An 18,398-nucleotide genomic window follows, 5' to 3' on the forward strand; every position below is an offset into this window, starting at 1 on the left:
TGACAGGAGAAGACACATGACCACCGCTTCACTGATTTTGACCAACGGCAAATTCCATACTGTTGACCGCGCCAATCCGCTGGCAACCGCCGTCGCGATTAAAGATGGCAAATTTCTCTCCGTGGGGAGCGAAGCGGAAGTGATGCGCTTTGCCGGAAGCCACACGCAAATTATCGATGCCAAAGGCCACACCGGCATTCCCGGCCTTAACGATTCACACCTGCACCTGATTCGTGGCGGCCTGAACTACAACCTGGAACTGCGCTGGGAAGGCGTGCCGTCGCTGGCGGATGCATTACGTATGCTGCGCGAGCAGGCCCTGCGTACGCCATCACCGCAGTGGGTACGTGTGGTCGGGGGCTGGACCGAATTCCAGTTTGCCGAACGTCGCATGCCAACGCTGGACGAAATCAACGCGGCCGCGCCGGACACACCGGTGTTTATCCTGCATCTGTATGACCGTGCCCTGCTCAACCGTGCCGCGCTGAAAGTGGTGGGTTACACCAAAGACACGCCGAACCCGCCGGGTGGCGAGATTCAGCGCGACAGCAACGGCAATCCAACCGGGATGCTGATCGCCCGTCCCAACGCCATGCTGCTGTATGCCACGCTGGCAAAAGGTCCGAAGCTGCCGCTGGAGCAACAGGTGAATTCCACCCGCCAGTTTATGCGCGAGCTGAATCGCCTCGGACTGACCAGCGCTATCGATGCCGGTGGCGGTTTCCAGAACTATCCCGATGATTACGATGTTATTTCTGAGCTGCATGCCAAAAAGCAGCTGACAGTGCGCATCGCCTACAACCTGTTTACCCAGCGTCCCGGCCATGAGCTGGAAGATTTCGAAAAATGGACCGATATGCTGAAGCCGGGCCAGGGCACCAACTTCCTGCGTCACAACGGCGCGGGAGAAATGCTGGTGTTCTCAGCGGCTGATTTTGAGGACTTCCTCGAACCGCGCCCAGATTTGGCTCCGGGTATGGAAGATGAACTGGAGCGCGTGGTGCGCCATCTGGTAGAGCACCGCTGGCCGTTCCGCCTGCATGCCACCTATAACGAATCCATCAGCCGTATGCTGGATGTATTCGAGAAAGTAAACCGCGACATTCCGTTTAACGGCTTGCACTGGTTCTTCGATCATGCGGAAACCATCACCGAAGCCAATATCGAACGCGTCAAAGCACTGGGCGGCGGTATCGCGGTGCAGCATCGCATGGCGTTCCAGGGCGAATATTTTGTTGATCGCTACGGCAAACAGGCGGCGAAACAGACGCCACCGGTCGCGCGCATGCTGGATGCTGAGGTGCCGGTCGGTCTGGGTACCGATGCCACCCGTGTCGCCAGCTATAACCCGTGGACGGCGCTGTACTGGCTGGTTTCCGGCCGCACCGTTGGCGGTATGCAGCTGTATGATGATAACGCCCGTATCGACCGCGAAACCGCGCTGATGCTGTGGACCAAAGGCAGCGCCTGGTTCTCCAGCGAGCAAAGCGCCAAAGGTGAGATCAAGGTCGGACAACTGGCGGATCTGGTGCTGCTGTCGAAAGATTTCTTCAGCGTGCCGGAAGAGGAGATCAAAGGGATTGAATCGGTGCTGACCCTGGTTGATGGTGATGTGGTGTACGCCGCAGGCAGCTTTACCCCGCTGGCACCGCCACCGGTGCCAGTGTTGCCGGAGTGGTCACCAGTGGTGACGGTGCCGGGCCATTATCGCAGCGCACCGCCGCAGGCAGCGGGACGCGCCGCAATGATGCCGAAGGTGCACCAGTGCAGCGGCCCATGCGGCGTGCACAGCCATGCCCATGATGTAGCGCGTCAGTCATCGGTACCGGTCTCCGATAACAATGCCTTCTGGGGCGCGCTGGGCTGTTCCTGTTTCGCGTTTTGATGTTTTACTACCCGTGGGAATGATACAGGAGGCATTAATGCCTCCTGCTGCCACTCTGCATCAGAATACCGGGATATGTTGGTGAATTAACCCGGCGATCACCGCGTCGTTATCACTGATAAACTGCAGTGAGTTAATCAGTAATAACGCAGCAACCGTGCGATTTTCATTAATATGTGAAATCACGGTATCGACCCCATCAGCCAGCGTCGCATTTGGGGCGTAATCATAAGCATCAATCAGAAATTGTTTCGCGAAATCAAGAAACCAGCTGTGACTGGCACTGTCAGTACTGCAAAATGTGGGAGAAAACAGGTTGGCAAATACACGCGTCAGTAAAATAGCGGCGGCAAATTTTTGCTGTTGCGGTACAAGCCCACTGCTTGCCAGGTTCAGATGATGGCAAACCTGTTCAATTAACTCGGCTCTTTTATTACGGGCATCACCAGATTCATCGGTTATATCGTTCATCAACGGCGTGAATAATTGTTTTAGCAGATAAACATTACCAATATCATCGAGATTGAGTTTTCCGTGGGCGTCCTTCGTTAATTGAGCCAACACCAGACTCCCGAGGCGGAGCAAATCATTCCGGCGTGCTTCCATATGTGCAGGAACGCCAAACAATGGAGAAAGAACCTCTGCCAGTTTCCTTCCACGACCACTCCATAGTGATTCAAGTGCCGGGGTGTTCTGTAGCAGCGTTTGCCGTTTCTTATCGGTCAATGGCGTAATCATGACTCCCCCATTATCACAGGTTAACAGGCGCGCATTTTCCGGTGCCGTCTCACCCGCTATAAGATTGTCGAATTCATGGGCGAAAATATAGATAGCCTGTTCTGACTGCGGGAAATAAAAAATTACGCCCTCTTTTGGCGACTTATCAAACTTCCGGGCACATTCCATAAATGCTTTTAACGTGGGATATTTATTCATAGTCTGGCGCACATCCGGTAGCTGGTTAACCAGAAACTGATGTTCGAGCAGTTTTTCTGGTTCCATTTTACTGAGGACAAGTGCCAGATTGGTCTTTTCATCATTTTTTATCAATGAGTGAGCGTGATACTTGATAAGTTTATCTTCCAGAAAGCCTGTTATCACCTCTGACTTTTCAGGCGTTTTTAGCAAATGGGCCAACATCGATTGGCGCAGTGCATCGGAATGTGCCAGTGCATAATCCAGCTCCGGCATATCGCGAAACAACGCCACTATCTGCTGTTTAAAGTCACGATGCAATGTTGTATTAATTATGCTTTCTATCGATTTGAACAACATCGCAGGCTCGCAGGAATAATTATCATCACACAGGTTATCGAAAGTTTTTTGCAGATCGGAAAAATGCTGCCGACTTAATTTAATTGCCCCTTCTTCATAACTACCAAATCTTGCCTCGCGTAAATTAGCCGGACCGGAAAAATACAGACTCTCAATCCCCCCCACATTGATAAAGCTTGTGCCCTCAGTAAATTTAACATATGCCATTTCAATGTTGTTCGCCTTTATGCCATTGAAATTGCACCCCCTGATTTCTAATGGTTTACCTCGCTCCCCCAGAAAGGCCACATCGGTAAATATATTGCCACTGAAGTCAGCGTCAATCAGTACGCTATTGTTAATACCGGGTAACACCTGGCCGTGAAAAACCTCGTTGGCAAATACGCTCTTTTCTGTGGTCGCATTTGAAAGCAGTGTTTCGGTGCTATTTGTCACTCTAATCGGTGTTGCGGGTACTGCATTATCTGTTTGCCCGGCAGTTGCGTTGACGACAGGCGTGCCGATAGTCATATCTGACATATTATTTCTCCATTAATATTCGTGCGTTATTTTCTTTTATCCACAAAGAGGACCATCACAAGTCGGGGGAGAAAAGATAAAAAGTGCGCAACACTAAATCATAATGATGTCATGAGTGATATATATGAAAGATGATAATATGAGTTTCCGGCCCCGATTTTCTGAGTGAAATATGAAATCAGAGAAATCAGTCATTTTGACTTTTTCTGTCGGGCAGTTACGGAATTAAACCAAACCCCTGCTTGCCATTTTTCTTGATGCTGTACATGGCTTCATCAGCACGCGTCAGCGCCGCGGTGAAATCATCATTATCCTGCACCTGGGCAATACCGATTGAGGCGCCAATCTGCGCCATACCGTTATCCAGCTCAAATGGCGTAAGTGCCGCATCCAGCACCCCCTGCGCCATGATGCGCACTTTGGGGTAGTCGATCAGAAACGGCATCAGCAACACAAATTCATCCCCGCCAATACGACCAATCACCACGTTCGGCGGTACGGCGTCGCGCATGCGCTGGCTGAGCTGAATCAGCACTTCATCGCCGCTGCGGTGTCCCAGGGTGTCATTGACGTGTTTGAAGTTATCCAGGTCGATATAAGCCACACATAGCGGACCCTGCTTTTTTATCTGGCTAAAGTGGGTTAACAGCGCGTGGCGATTGGTGAGACCGGTAAGCGGATCGTGATTGGCCAGCGTCGACAGCTGCGCCTCGTAATTCTTCTCTTTGGTCATATCGATATGGGTGCCCGTCACCTTCATCGGGTTACCCTGTTCATCCCATTCGGTGACACGCCCGCGATCCAGTACCCAGGTAATTTTGCCATTTTTGGCGATCATACGATGCAGGGCTTCATAATAAGGCGCGCGACCTTCGATATGATCGTAAAACGCCTTTAGCACCTCATCTGCGTCCTCGGGATGCAGGTGTTCACGCCAGACTTCAAACTTCGCGCTCAGCTCTTTCGGCTGGAAACCCAACATCGCCCCCCAGCGCCGGTTAAAAATAACCAGTTTGCCGCTGGGAATATCCAACTGCCACAAACACAGCCCGGTGCCATCAAGCGCAGCGCTGAGCTTATTGCGGGCATCATGCGCGATACGTTTTAGTCGCGAATTATGCTTTTTCAGGTTTTGAATCTGCTGGAGCAGCGCTTCTTCGGACATGATTCACGGAAGGAGAGAAATAAGGTTTATTGTGCCTGCCAGGAATATTCTGTAAATGATCCCAGTAAAAAGCCGATCAGCAGCGGTAAACCGCCGAAAAAGGAGAGGTTAACCCTTGATAGCTGACTAATCGTAGTTAACCACGCTGTTTTTAACAATTTATGGTAGTCGATCAGACATTTCTAAGTCCTGATTAGGATTGAATTCTCGCCCACATGGGTTTAGCTGTGCGCACACTTTCCCTCGCGCAGGATAAATGCGGTTCTGTGACGACGATCATGGGTTGATCGCTGCGAGGCGCTGTCATCATGAATACTAGAATGGTAGTTTATCAGTTATCACAGACACGATGATGGTGGATGACATTATGCAGCTGACAATGCGTTGGTTTGGTCCGAAAGAAGATAAGGTTTCGCTGGAATATATTCGCCAGGTTCCGGGTGTCCGGGGTATCGTCGGCGCGCTGTACGATGTGCCAGTGGGTGAAACCTGGCCGAAGGATAAGATTAAAGCGCTGGTGGATCAGGCACAGGCTGCCAGTCTGACAGTGGAAGTGATCGAAAGCGTCAATATTCATGACGACATTAAGATCGGCCTGCCAAGCCGCGATGGCTATATCGAGAATTATAAGCAAAGCATCCGCAACCTGGCCGAAGTCGGCGTGAAGGTGATTTGCTATAACTTCATGCCGGTGTTCGACTGGATGAAGACCGAGATGAACTACGTGCTGCCAGACGGCTCCATCACCATGGCGTTCGAGAAGAAAGGCATCGATAAAAGCCTCGATGACGTGGTGCAGGAGGTGCTGGGCAGCTCTAACGGTTTTGCCCTGCCGGGTTGGGAACCGGAGCGTCTGGCGAAAGTGCAGGATCTGTTTGCCCAGTACGAAGGGGTGGATGATGCGAAGCTGCGTGAAAACCTGGCGTATTTCCTCAAAGCAGTGATCCCGGTATGCGAAGAGGTGGGCGTGAAGATGGCGATTCACCCGGATGATCCGCCGTACTCCATTTTCGGCCTGCCGCGTGTGGTGAAGAATCGTGACGATCTCGACTGGATCTGTAACGTGGTCGATTCCCCCGCCAACTGCATTACCCTGTGTACCGGGTCGATTGCCGAAGATCCGCAGAATGATGTGTATGCGATTCTGGCCGAATTCTCACGCCGCAAACGCATTCCGTTCGCCCATGTGCGCAATATCAAAATCATTCAGGACAAAGATTTCTACGAGTGTGCCCATCCCACCGAGTACGGCTCACTAGATATGTACCAGGTACTGAAGTCGATGTACGACAACGGTTTTGACGGCTATATCCGTTCCGATCATGGCCGCTTTATCTGGGGTGAGACCGGTCGTCCGGGCTATGGACTCTATGACCGCGCGCTCGGCACCACCTATCTGCTGGGTCTGTGGGAAGCACTGAGTAAACGTTAAGATTTTCGCCCCCCATATGCGCGATAAATCGCGCCGCTACGAATATGTGCAGATTCAGTAGCGGCGCGATTTATCGCGCGTCTTTGCCTTTACCTCCCCGCAAACCTAATGATTTATCTGGCATTACTTATGCCTTTTCCTTGATTGCCAACCTCGCGCAGAGGATGAAAAATCCGCTCAGAACGCCCGCCACCACAATAAAAACCGGCGGTGCGCAATGACGTCTCATCCATCTTATTCGGGGAAATTGCATGAAATCTTTGGCCGTACCCTTTTTGACGCTGAGCCTGCTCAGCTCTGCCGTCAGCGCCGCGCAGGCACCGCTTCCCGCACCACTGGCGCATCATCAGGGACCGATTCGGGTGGCGGTGATTCGCAACCTCGGTTCGGACGATAACACCACCCAGTTTGTCGCCGGAGCCATTCAGCAGGGCAAAAAGCTGGGCTTTAAAGTCAGCACCTTTTTGAGCCAGGGTGACGATGCGCGTTTCCAGGATTTCGTGAACCAGGCCATTAGTCAGAAATATGACGGCATTATCCTGTCACAGGGCCGTGCGCCCTACTCCACCGATTTGGTCAAACGTATTCACGCCAGCGGCATCGCGCTGTCGGTGTTCGATACCGCAGTGGATAACGTGCCCGCAGGCGTCACAGTCACGCAGCAGGATGATGCTTCGCTGACGGAGCAATCGCTGCAACCGTTGATCAAAGATTTCAACGGCAAAGCCAATATCATCAAATTGTGGGTCGCGGGTTTCCCGCCGATGGAACGCCGTCAGGCAGCCTGGGAGCAGATCCAGAAGGCCAATCCGGGGATTCATGAACTGGAGTCGGTGGGAGCCGTTTCTGCCGATGTGCAGGGCGATACCGCCAACAAAGTCGGCGCACTGCTGGCGAAATATCCAAAGGGGAAAATCGACGCTATCTGGGGCACCTGGGATGCGTTTAGCCAGGGCGCGTACAAGGCATTGCAGGAGAATGGCCGCACCGAAATCAAACTCTACAGCATCGACATCTCCAACGGCGATTTGCAGCTGATGCGCGAAAAAAACAGCCCGTGGAAGGTTAGCGTGGCGGTCGATCCGAAGCTGATTGGTGCCATCAATATGCGCCTGATTGCCCTGAAGCTGGCGGGAGAAACCACCCCGGCCAGTTACGACTTTAAAGCCGCCGTCATTCCACAGGCACTGGTGACCGGTCAACCCGGAGCCGCCAACGTTGCCGCACTGCAAAAGGTGATTCCCGGCTGGGGTCAGAGCAATGATTTCGTCGCGCCGTGGTTCGCCACTCTTGCCGCTAACGCGCAGTGAGGCCGAACATGACTTCCTCGCTCCCCACCCCGGAATACAGCCGCAATATGCGGCTGATTGGTCACAACGACCAGGGCGGCCGCCCGGACGGCGTTCAGGTGATGGTGCATCGCGGCTTTGCTTATGTCGGCCATATGGTCTCACAAGGCTTTAGCGTGATTGACGTACGCGATGCGCGTCAGCCTAAAACCGTGAATTTTGTCGCGGCACCGCCCGGTACCTGGAACGTGCATTTGCAGGTGCACGACGATTTACTGCTGGTGATCAACGCCCGCGATCTGTTTGCCGATGCTCGCTTCGCCGATGAAAAAGTCTATTACACCCGCGCAGTGGGCCAGACCACGGCAGATATTCAGGAAAAAAGCTGGCAATCCGGGCTGCGGATTTTTGATATCTCTTCCCCGGCGCAACCGCGTGAAATCGCCTTTCTCGCGCTCGACGGTATCGGGATTCACCGTATCTGGTATGTCGGCGGACGCTGGGCTTATGTCTCTGCGTTGATTGAAGGGTTCAGCGATTACATTTTGCTGACCATCGATTTAGCCGATCCACAACGCCCTGCGGTGGCCGGACGCTGGTGGTTACCGGGGATGCACACCGCCGGGGGCGAGACACCAGACTGGCCGGAAGGTAAACGTTATGCCTTGCATCACGCCATTATCAGCGGTGATACCGCCTATGGCTGCTGGCGCGACGGCGGATTAACGTTGCTGGATGTCAGCGATCGCACGGCACCGCAGTTAATCAGCCATCGCAACTGGAGTCCGCCGTTTGGCGGTGGCACCCATACCGCATTGCCGCTACCAACACGCAATCTGCTGGTGGTGCTGGACGAAGCGGTGCTGGATAACCAGCAGGATGGCGAGAAGCTGATTTGGCTGTTTGATATTCGCGAACCCGCCAACCCGGTGAGCATCGCTACCTTTCCCCAGCCGGATGAGCGCGATTACGTGGCAAAGGGTGCCCATTTTGGCCCGCATAATCTGCATGAAAATCGGCCCGGTAGCTTTGTCAGCGACACGCTGATTTTCGCCACTTATCAAAATGCTGGCGTGCGCGCCTATGACATCTCCAATCCTTATCAGCCGAAAGAGACCGGTGCGCTGGTGCCTGCGGCTCCGGCACGCATGATGGATACCCGGCCGGATCGTCCGCAGGTGATTCAGAGCTGTGATGTGTTTGTCGATGCCGGAGGGATTATCTACAGCACCGATTACAACGGTGGACTGTCGATTATTGAATATCTGGGGTGATAAACCGCGCCGAACAAACGGCGCGGTTTTTCCGGGTTAGCTGCGTATCCGCAACTTCGCCTCGATGATATCGGCGATCTTGGTGACCAGATAGGCAATCACCATGTAGAACACCACCGCAATCAGGAAGGCTTCCAGATAGTAGAAGTTCAGCGCAGCAGTGAGCTGTGCCTGAGCGAAGATATCCACCACTTCGATAGCAAAGGCCAGCGACAGCGCTTTCATGATCACCATAAAGGCGTTCGCCAGATCCGGGATTGCCGCCACGATAATTTGTGGGAACATCACCCGACGGAAGAGCTGGCCGCCGGTATAACCCAGCGACTGCGCCGCATCCGATTGCCCGCTATCAAACGAGTTCAGTGCCCCTTTCCACACTTCAGCCTGGAACGCCGCCACGCAGGCACTCAGAGCCACGATGATGATCACCCAGTTCGGCAGCGAGTGGGCATTCACTTCAACGCCAAACAGCGTGGCAATGAAATGCAGCGCCGGTGGCAGGCCGTAATAAGCCAGGAAAATCACCACCACCATCGGCACGCCTTTGAAAGCGATTTTGTATGCCAGCACCAGTTGGCGCAGCACCGGCAGGCGCTTATGTTCCACAAAAGCAAACAAGCCGCCAAGCAGCGTGGAACAGATAAAAACGGTGATGGCCATCGCCAGCGTAACCGGCACCGCATCCAGAATGCTCCAGAAGTCCGGCAGCAAAACCTCAATATCAAACATAATCGGTGTTCTCTCTCTGTCAGACGCTGGCGGTGAACTTCACCGGGCTGGCCGCCGTTTTCGAGTTGTATTTGGCATGACGTTGCTCGAAGAAACGGACGATCAGCCAGGCACCCAGGCAGAGCAGTGAATAAAGCACCGCCAGCACCAGATAAGTGCCGAACTGATACTGGTTGTAATCACGCTCCATGATCAGATGCGCGGTTGCCATCACATCGGCCGCGCCGATATACATCACCAGCGCCACGTTGTGGATCAGGTAGATGATGGCATTGCCGTAGCCGGGTAGCCCGATATGCAGCGCCTGCGGTCCGACGATGCGCCACATTTTCTGCCGGAAGCTGTAGCCCATGCTGTCAGCGGCATCATGCTGGCCGCGCTCCACGGCCAGAAATGCCGGACGCATCACTTCGGAGAGATAGCCGCCGTGGTAGAGGCTCAGGCCCACCATCGACGCCACCGTGGCCGACATAAAATCGCCCACGCCGAACGATTCCAGCACCAGCGGCAGGCCATAAAATGCCACAAACAATTGCAGCACTACCGGAACACTGCGCGCGTAGGAGACGTAGAGATCAGCCAGCTGGCTTACCACCGCGATACGACGCACACGGAAGGTCGTCGCGATCAGTGCCAGCACAAAGCCGACAATAATCGCGACCAACATAATGGCGAGCGTTAACGGCAAAGCCGACAGCAGCTCGGGAATCATGGTCGAAAGATTCACTGTGAAACACTCCTGAAAAAAATGTCAGCTTTGCACCAGGGTTTCAGGTGAACCGGTTATTTCATGTACTTGACGATATCTTCGCCGAACCACTTCTGTGACAACTTATCGAGCGTGCCGTCCGCTTTCAGCTCTTTCAGCGCCTCGTTCACATCGTCATTCAGCTTTTTGTTCTCGTCAGAGCGGTGAATCAGGACGTAGGTGTTGTTAATAGAAACCGGCTCACTGGCTTTGATCGCCAGCTTCTGGTTGTCGATAACGGTTTGTTCACCAAGGTTGGAAGGCAGGATCAGTGCATCATATTTGCCGTTCTGTACTTCTTTCAGGCGGTCCGGATAAGGGACACCGGCGCTGGAGGCTTTGATGTCAATCTTGTCGCTCGGGTTTTCCTGCTGCCACTGCATAACAAACTTGTAGACGCCACCACCGGCAGTGACCGGAACAATATTCTTACCCACCAGATCCTTCATACCGTTGATATTGCTGTCTTTACGGCTGTAGATCTTCATCAGGCTGGCACCGATCGGATTATCGGGGATCAGGAACTGTTTGCTGCGCGCCGGAGCCTTGTAGTAGCCGCCGGTCGCCATATCATATTTGCCGGTTGCCAGGCCGGTTTCCTGGGCGATATCCGCCGCACCTTCCATAACAAATTTGTACTGCGGCAGTTTCGCGTTGATGGCTTTCAGCACATCCGGCTCATAACCCTGCGGTTCAACGCCGATAGCGCCCCACGACAGCGGTTTGGATTCTGCTGCGGTGGCGATTTTGATGGTGCGCACCGATTCCGCATAGCTGGTGGCAGCACTGAGTAACGCGATGGTCATGATACCCGGCATTGCCAGGCGACGTAATGTTGTTTTGATTGCAGGCATGTCTTTGATTCCTGTAATTATTAGAGTACGTGTTCTGAATTGAGGAACTGTGCAAGGCGTGGCAGGCTCGGGTTATCAAAAATCTCTGTCGGGCTACCCTGTGCCGCGACAACACCCTGATCCATAAACACAATGCGGTTGGAGATACTTTTGGCAAACTGCATTTCATGCGTCACCAGCAGCGATGTAATGCCGGAAGACGTCACGTCTTTAATCACCTTCAGCACTTCTCCCACCAGCTCAGGATCGAGCGAGGAAGTGGGTTCATCGAACAACATCACATCCGGGCGCAGCGCCAGCGCACGCGCAATACCGGTACGTTGCAGCTGACCACCGGAAAGCTGAGAGGGATAGTGATCCTGTTTGCCACCCAGCCCAACCCGATCCAGCTCCTGCACAGCGATGGCGCGCGCTTCCTGCTTCGATTTACGCTGCACGGCGATCAGCGGGTCCATTACGTTTTCAATCACCGTCATGTTTTTGAACACGTTGAACTGCTGGAAAACCATCGCGGTACGCAGACGAATGGCCTGAATCGCGGCTTTGTCCGGCGACTGATAATCCATCGCAATCTGGTCAAAGGTGATGCTGCCTGACGTCGGTTTTGCCAGGTAGTTAATGCAGCGCAGCAGCGTGGTTTTACCGGTGCCACTTGGGCCGATAATCGATACCACGTCACCACGCTTTACCGAGAGATCGACCCCTTTCAGAATCGGCGTGCTCCCGTAAGACAGCTTAATATCTTTGAGTTCAAGCATTTGTATTCATGTCCTTGCGGGTGAAAGACGGTTATTTCTCAATGCTGGCGTGGCCGAGCACATGCATCAAACGGTTGGCCCAGCCAAAGATGGCGATGGCGTGGATCAGGTCGATAATTTCGTGGTCGTCCATCCCCTGTTCACGCAGCGCAGCCACATCTTCTGGCGTCGCTTCTGATGGCGTGACCGACAAACGACGGGCAAAACGATAGATAGCCGCATCACGCGGGCCGAGGGTGTCAGCTTTGTCGAAATACAGCGCGCTGACCAGCGCATCGCTTTTGGTCAGCTGCGCATGGCGACGGGCATGGACCACGGCGCAATATTTGCAGCCGTTTACAATGGAAGCGCCTAACGCGCCCAGTTCACGATCGGCCCGATCCAGCCCGCCATCGACATACATAATGGCGTTAAACAGGACGGTCCGCGCGGTGTAACTCTCCGGGTCGTGCGCCAGGGTGCGCACATAATCGGAGATCTTCTTATTCGAAGGCGTCACCTTCATCGCGTCGAGCTGCTCCGGCGTGGCCTCAGCGACATCAACCGGCGTGATATAAGGATGCCAGTGCAACGGTTTGAGGCTGACTAACGGAATCATACGGACCTCATCAAACGTAAGCCGGACACCACACGCGTCTGGAAATTAACGAAGGCGATCAGTTCAGACAACGCCACAATTTGCGGATTGTTCAGCCCGGCCTGCTCCAGCAGACGGATATGGCTGGCCTCGGCGGCAAACGGGGTGTTGGTGACCAGGTCAGCGTGGCGGGCGATGGTCGCCAGCGGCTCAGCCAAATCCGTCTCACCGTTTGCCAGCGCCAGCAGCGCAGCCGAAGGAGACAGCTGTGCCAGTTGGGCGGCGTAGTCAGCCAGCAGATGCGCATCACCGTTCAGTGCGGCCATACGATGTGCCAGCGCCACACGCAGATCGGCTGCCAGTCCCTGATCCTGCTGTGGCGCCAATACCGACTGGCGGCACTGCTCGGCACCATCAACAAACTCCGGGCGAAAACGGCGGGCACGATACAGTTCATCCTCTGGTGTCAGCCCGGCGGACTGATCAATGGCGTCGATCACAACGCATTCTCCTGTTTGAGTAAGGGTGTGGAATCCACCCATTCATCGCCCTGCAATTCAGGGGTGTCAAAAGCCATCAGGCTGTCGAAATGCTGCTCAACATCCTCGGCGAACAGCGAAGCCGCAATGCCGCGTACCAGGCGGTCGGCACCGGCGCTCACCGCCGGAATATCGCCAGACACTTTGCCGTGCGTCAGCATCGCCGCATCGTTGAAACAATGGATATGCGCCAGCAGTGGGCAACTGCCCGGCTCACGCTCGCGAAACTCAAAGGCTGGCCCCAGATCTGGCGCTTCCAGCATGCTACTGCGCGCTGTGCCCATCTCCGCCTGATAACGGCCATCGGCCCAGCTGCGGATATAAGGTGCGATGGCAGCAAACTCCGGACGACCGTTAAAATCGTTAGTAAAGCCGGTCGCCGCAATCAAATAGTCGTAATTCAACGCGCCCTGGGTGGTTTCAATCACCAGCCCATCGGCATGCTGCTTAACCGCGTTGATGCCGCAATCGAGGAAGAAACGCGCATTGGCATGGTGTGAGACGCGTAGCGTGGAGGAACGTGGCGGCGGCGTTTGCGTCGAGGCGGTGTAATCAACAAATTTCCACTTCCACGCGTCCGGTAACTGATGCATCCCGTGCACCACGCCCTGGCTGCCGATGCCGGTCATCTTGTTGATACGCGGCATCTGCTGGCGACGAATCAGCAAATCCACCGCGCCCGCACCGTTTTCCAGCGCCGTCGCGGCGTTGTCCATGGAGGAGGCACCAGCCCCAATCACCGCCACCCGCTTGCCCTGCAATGCGGAAAAATCGATGTCATCCGCCGAATGCGCCCAGAATTTGCGATCGATACCCTGCAAAAAGTCCGGTACAGCAAAACCGCCAAGCCCCGAACGCCCGGTTGCCAGCACCAGACGGCGCGTATAAACGCGACCGGTTTCGGCACCGGTGAGATCCAGCGCAATCAGGTCACCTTCAGCGGCGATGGCTGTCATGCGCACGTTGTTACGCACCGGCAGATTCAGCACTTTGCGATACCAGATCAGGTAATCCATCCACTGATCTTTGGGGATTTTGTCCAGCGCCTGCCAGGCCTCAGCGCCCCACTGCGCGGTAAACCAGGCACGGAAGGTCAGCTGCGGCAGGCCGAGCGATGGACCATGCAGGCTTTTGGGCGAGCGCAGGGTCTCCATGCGGGCAAAAGTCACCCACGGCCCTTCCAGCCCGGCCGGAGCGGCATCATAAGCCACCACGTTGGTGATGCCGGTCAGCAGCAATTTTGCCGTCGCGGCCAGCCCGCACATCCCTCCGCCAATCACCACAACATCGCGTACCGGTGCGCCCTGGTGAGTGCGCGCAGGCACCCAGGCTTTGGCCGGTAGTTCGAGGAATTCGAGATCCTGCTGAAGCTGGGCTTCAAGCGCGGTAAGACCGCTGGGCTGTGCTGCTGTCGTCATGGTGTTGTTCCCTGCTGCGGGTATAAACCTGCAAACGCAGGTTTAAAAGACGCAATCAATCATCCACAAAACGCATAGTTAATGATTAATAATCAATAATACGCATAGTAAGAACTAAGGTTTCGCATAATCCCTCTGGCCCCGAAAGGAGTCAAGCAGGATGCTCACTTCGTAACCAATGGATTTCTTATATCTAAAGCAGAAAATGTTCTAAGAAGGGAGCGTATTGAATTTAATCCTGATTAATCAGGCGCATAATGCGCGGGTGTTCGCTGGCGGGTAAACGCTGGAAACCGGGCAGCAACGTCTGCGCAGCCTGTTCCAGCGCCTCCACCAGTGCCTGCGCGGCGCTGGTAATCTGTCGTCCTTGCGGGGTGATCACCCCAAAGAAATAGGGGATCTCTTCTTCCAGCGGACGAATCACCACACCTTCCAACGGCATGCCCCAGGCGGTCACAGGTTCGAGGATCGCCACGCCTAAACCGGCGCGAACACAGGCCAGAATATTGGCCGAAGAGTTGGTTTCGATGGTTTCGTGTGGCGGCACTTTGAGTTTTTTCAACGCCTTATCATAGCGGCCGCGTAACCGTTGCGGGCTCCAGGGCGCAATCAGTCGGCGTCCGGCGAGGCAGGCCAGCGTCAACTGCGGCTGTGCTGCCAGCGGATCATCCTGTGGCAACGCCACCACACAACGCGACTGCCCGATCCAGTGCAGGTCCACCGCATGATGCTCCAGCGGCAGGCTACTCAGACCGAGATCCGCCTCAGCAGTGATCACCGCATGGGCCGTCTGTTCAGCGGACTCACTGATAATCTGCACCTTGTTCTGCAAATTCAGGCTGGCAAGCGCCTGCGGCAACAAGCCAGCGGCCAGCGCAGGCGTGGCGGCGATACTCAGTGGACGATGTTGCTGCTGAGCAATTTCCTGCGCACGCAGACGGATTTGCTGCAATGACAGCAGCGCTTTTTGCACATACTGGTGCAGCTGTAGTGCTTCTTCTGAGGGATGGATGCGGGGTCCGTTGCGAATAAACAGCGGATAGCCCAGCGACTGCTCCAGTTCCTGAATCAGGCGTGACACGGCGGGCTGCGAGCGATTCAGCGCTTTTGCCGCTGCCGTGACGCTGCCAGCGGAAATCACTGCCGCAAAGGCTTCCAGCTGACGTAAATCCAGATCGTGTAACATGCGGACATTCCCTAAGACATTGATCACCCGCGACAATCGCAGGGGCAAACATCACATCATAGAGAGAGTCGGCGCAATACGCTATGGCGCGGTAATCACCACCGCCACACGCCGGTTCTGTGCGCGCCCCTGAGCGCTGTTGTTGCTGGTCACCGGATATTTCATTCCCAGTCCGCGCGTCTCAATATTACTGCGCGGTAACAATGCCCCTGTCGCCCATTGCGCCGCGACTGCGTCGGCGCGTTTCAGCGACAGCTGCTCGTTATAACTGGCGGTGCCGTAATTATCGGTATGACCATCGATGCGCAGATGCTCAATCCCGGTGACGGCGAGATTGGTCGCCATACGGTTGATGGTGGTTTTACTTTCCGGGGTCAGTTCTGATTCGTTAATCCCGAAAAGAATTTTATCCGACATCCCCAGTCCCCAGCCTTCCGCATTCGGGCTAAATCCCTCTTTACGCATGGCGGCGATTTGCTCGTCGGTGAAGGTCCTTTTTGACTGACACCCGGCACAAGCGATGATGCCCAGGAGTAGCAATGCTTTAAGTTTCATCCTGATACCTTTGTGATGCCCTTATGTTTGTACATATTCATATCTGCACGCTCAAGAATTGAGGTGACAGAATCACCATGCTGCGACCAGGCATAACCAATGGTCACCGAGGTGGAGATATTAACGCCCGCAGAGATGGCAATCTTTTGCGCAATGGTGCTTTCAATCTCGCTGGTCAGCTGTTGCAGCGCGTCTTCCGTGGTGTGGCTGGTGATCAGCATGGCGAACTCATCGCCTCCCAGCCTTGCCACCAGATCGTTTTTTGTCACCAGGCCAGACAACCTGGCCGCGATGCTTTGCAGCACTTCATCACCCGCCGCATGTCCCCAGGTATCGTTGATGCTTTTAAAGCGATCGCCATCGAGAAACAGCAGCACAAAACGCTCGTGCGCCAGCTGTTGATCGAGTAACTGGTTAAGTCGGTTGATAAAGGCCGCACGGTTCGCCAGCCCGGTCAGCGGATCTTTGAGCGCTTTGGCAGCGAGGGATTTATTGTCCCGCAGCAGCGACGCTTTTAAGGTCTGCATTTCCGCCAGCAGTGAATTTAAATCCTCGGAGAACACCTGAAATTCTTTGGTGGAGCTACCGGAGATACGCGGCGAAAAATCACCGGAGCGAATCACATTGTGGATGGTGCTGGTGATATTTCTGAAGGAGGCAAGAATGCCACGGTGCAATAACTCGCTGACCAGAAACGAGATAATAAACACGAAAATCATGCTACAGGATAAAATAATGATCGAGTATTCAATGAAGTCCGCCACGTTGGTGACTGTACCCGACAGCGTCAGCGCCCCCACTTTAGCATCTTCGTGGGTCACATTAACGGTAAGCGGTTTGGCGTAAATCCAGTTACGCAGCAGATGCTGAAAACGACTTTCGTTTTCCACATTATCCTGCCAGTCAACTAACACCGTCTGTTCGGACGTCTCCAGTTTTGCCGCAGAAAACATGCCCTGCTCAGCCAGCAGCATGACTTTTTTCTTCGCATCGTAGCTATCTTCAAATACGGTGGCCGCCGTCAGGCTGGTGCTGAGCGTATTGGCAATCAGTTCAAGATTTCTTTTTTCATAGCTTTTAATAAACAACATGGAAGTGGAAAACAGTAATAACCAACACAGCAGCAAAATAACCGCCGCATTGATGGTACTGATTTTACGTAACTGATTTCGTATAGATGATTTTTCGGTTTTATTTTTTCGAATTTCATCTTACTGGCTTCCTTTGCGGGACAGTAATAACACGTCTGGACTGACTTTCACGCCGCTTCTTGCCAGCGAGTCAAGATTCACAGAGAACACCGTCTTATCCTGATGAAAAATGAGGCAAAAGGATGCACCGATGGTACATTCCGGGTTGTTTTCAGCGAGGGACAGCACTGGCCGGTTGCTGAGCTGTTCCAGCAAGGCCACCTGCTGCTGAGGCGACTGCTCACCAAAATAAACCGCATCACATTGCTGGCCAGGCAAAGCCTCCTCGCTGGCGAGCCACACCACGTTAAACCCCTGTTCACTGCCCTGCAGCAAAGAGAGATGATTAACTGGCGGCAGCACGCAAAGTTGCGGCGGATGTTTTAAATCCGGCCAATGGGTAAAACTGATGATGCCACTCACAATACGATTGGCCGCACCATCGTTTAATCGTGTGTTATCTGCCGCGTTGACGGGACCGGCAATAAACAACAGAACGAGGGGAAAAACACCGGCAAACAATCTGGCAATGGCGATAAGGGAGAAAAAAGCGATTATGCCTCTGACGAAACAGCATTTTTCTTCTTTGCGAGACATAGATTCCATCCCTGAACATTAAGACCAAAATATTATCATTGCTTTGGGAAAAACTGTAGCGGTGCGATTAATCGTTCCGCTACAAAAGATTTTTCATAATTAAAAATGGATCTAAAAATTAATTAATAACTATTTTCTATCAATAAATTAAGTATGTTAATTAGTACCAATGAAAAGTTTCAATCCTCACCAGAAAGAAAGTTGCCTGCCTTCCAGCCCCTGGAGCTGATATGCCGCCCCGAGCACCGTATTGATAAAAAGATGACAAAACACCAAAAAATCAGCACATCGCAAGTTTATGAGCGAGTTATGAAATCAGAGATTACAAAGGGATTATTCTGTTTCTTCAATTTTATATTGAATTAACATCTTCATTTTTGCCCTTCACGTTATCAACTCCTTTTTACA

17 protein-coding genes are annotated in these 18,398 nt (G+C 53.7%); 4 read left to right on the plus strand and 13 right to left on the minus strand.

Translation table 11 applies throughout. From position 1 onward, the window contains the following. The first annotated feature begins 16 nt into the window (after window positions 1-16). Window positions 17-1,885 carry an amidohydrolase gene (locus HA50_RS16530; RefSeq protein ID WP_084876651.1) on the plus strand — a complete coding sequence of 623 codons (1,869 nt, stop codon included), beginning with the start codon at window positions 17-19 and terminating at the stop codon, window positions 1,883-1,885. Window positions 1,886-1,945: 60 nt separating this feature from the next. Here HA50_RS16530 and HA50_RS16535 read toward each other — a convergent pair whose 3' ends face one another. Beyond that, entirely contained in the window at window positions 1,946-3,679 is a 1,734-nt protein-coding gene (locus tag HA50_RS16535) for a hypothetical protein (protein WP_084876652.1), read from the minus strand. A gap of 217 nt (window positions 3,680-3,896) precedes the next feature. Beyond that, entirely contained in the window at window positions 3,897-4,844 is a 948-nt protein-coding gene (locus tag HA50_RS16540; protein ID WP_084876653.1) for a sensor domain-containing diguanylate cyclase, read from the minus strand. Window positions 4,845-5,211: 367 nt separating this feature from the next. Here HA50_RS16540 and uxuA point away from each other — a divergent pair, with 367 nt between their 5' ends. The 3 genes from uxuA to HA50_RS16555 all read left to right on the plus strand — a co-directional run bounded on the left by uxuA (window position 5,212) and on the right by HA50_RS16555 (window position 8,839). Beyond that, entirely contained in the window at window positions 5,212-6,276 is a 1,065-nt protein-coding gene (uxuA, locus tag HA50_RS16545) for a mannonate dehydratase (protein WP_084878585.1), read from the plus strand. Between the two features lie 251 nt (window positions 6,277-6,527). Continuing rightward, window positions 6,528-7,586, plus strand: a complete 1,059-nt coding sequence (locus HA50_RS16550) for a sugar ABC transporter substrate-binding protein (RefSeq protein WP_084876654.1) — start codon at window positions 6,528-6,530, stop codon at window positions 7,584-7,586. Between the two features lie 8 nt (window positions 7,587-7,594). Continuing rightward, window positions 7,595-8,839 carry an LVIVD repeat-containing protein gene (locus HA50_RS16555; protein ID WP_084876655.1) on the plus strand — a complete coding sequence of 415 codons (1,245 nt, stop codon included), beginning with the start codon at window positions 7,595-7,597 and terminating at the stop codon, window positions 8,837-8,839. A 36-nt stretch (window positions 8,840-8,875) separates the two neighbouring features. Here HA50_RS16555 and HA50_RS16560 read toward each other — a convergent pair whose 3' ends face one another. The 11 genes from HA50_RS16560 to yfiR all read right to left on the minus strand — a co-directional run bounded on the left by HA50_RS16560 (window position 8,876) and on the right by yfiR (window position 17,990). Continuing rightward, complete coding sequence (locus tag HA50_RS16560) at window positions 8,876-9,568, minus strand: amino acid ABC transporter permease (protein ID WP_084876656.1); 693 nt, start codon at window positions 9,566-9,568, stop codon at window positions 8,876-8,878. A gap of 19 nt (window positions 9,569-9,587) precedes the next feature. Further along, on the minus strand, window positions 9,588-10,280 hold the full coding sequence (locus HA50_RS16565) for an amino acid ABC transporter permease (protein WP_208617322.1): 693 nt from the start codon (window positions 10,278-10,280) through the stop codon (window positions 9,588-9,590). A 71-nt stretch (window positions 10,281-10,351) separates the two neighbouring features. Further along, on the minus strand, window positions 10,352-11,170 hold the full coding sequence (locus tag HA50_RS16570) for a transporter substrate-binding domain-containing protein (RefSeq protein ID WP_084876658.1): 819 nt from the start codon (window positions 11,168-11,170) through the stop codon (window positions 10,352-10,354). A 20-nt stretch (window positions 11,171-11,190) separates the two neighbouring features. Further along, a complete protein-coding gene (locus HA50_RS16575; RefSeq protein WP_084876659.1) occupies window positions 11,191-11,928 on the minus strand; it encodes an amino acid ABC transporter ATP-binding protein in 738 nt (245 codons plus the stop codon). A gap of 31 nt (window positions 11,929-11,959) precedes the next feature. After that, window positions 11,960-12,526: a peroxidase-related enzyme gene (locus HA50_RS16580; protein ID WP_084876660.1), complete on the minus strand. Its 567-nt coding sequence runs from the start codon at window positions 12,524-12,526 to the stop codon at window positions 11,960-11,962. Further along, window positions 12,523-13,005, minus strand: a complete 483-nt coding sequence (locus HA50_RS16585; RefSeq protein ID WP_084876661.1) for a CMD domain-containing protein — start codon at window positions 13,003-13,005, stop codon at window positions 12,523-12,525. The genes HA50_RS16580 and HA50_RS16585 overlap by 4 nt, the downstream gene beginning before the upstream one ends. Next, window positions 13,002-14,462, minus strand: a complete 1,461-nt coding sequence (locus HA50_RS16590) for an NAD(P)-binding domain-containing protein (protein WP_084876662.1) — start codon at window positions 14,460-14,462, stop codon at window positions 13,002-13,004. The genes HA50_RS16585 and HA50_RS16590 overlap by 4 nt, the downstream gene beginning before the upstream one ends. Window positions 14,463-14,694: 232 nt before the next feature. Then, a complete protein-coding gene (locus tag HA50_RS16595; RefSeq protein ID WP_208617294.1) occupies window positions 14,695-15,648 on the minus strand; it encodes a LysR family transcriptional regulator in 954 nt (317 codons plus the stop codon). Window positions 15,649-15,729: 81 nt separating this feature from the next. Next, window positions 15,730-16,203, minus strand: a complete 474-nt coding sequence (gene yfiB / locus HA50_RS16600) for an outer membrane lipoprotein YfiB (RefSeq protein WP_084876664.1) — start codon at window positions 16,201-16,203, stop codon at window positions 15,730-15,732. Continuing rightward, window positions 16,200-17,408: a diguanylate cyclase DgcN/YfiN gene (gene dgcN / locus HA50_RS16605; RefSeq protein WP_084876665.1), complete on the minus strand. Its 1,209-nt coding sequence runs from the start codon at window positions 17,406-17,408 to the stop codon at window positions 16,200-16,202. The genes yfiB and dgcN overlap by 4 nt, the downstream gene beginning before the upstream one ends. A gap of 6 nt (window positions 17,409-17,414) precedes the next feature. Beyond that, window positions 17,415-17,990 (minus strand): regulatory sequestration protein YfiR, encoded by a 576-nt coding sequence (gene yfiR / locus HA50_RS16610; protein ID WP_084876666.1) that lies wholly within the window; start codon window positions 17,988-17,990, stop codon window positions 17,415-17,417. Window positions 17,991-18,398 lie beyond the last annotated feature (408 nt).

Source organism: Pantoea cypripedii (assembly GCF_002095535.1).
Taxonomy (GTDB): Bacteria; Pseudomonadota; Gammaproteobacteria; order Enterobacterales; family Enterobacteriaceae; genus Pantoea; species Pantoea cypripedii.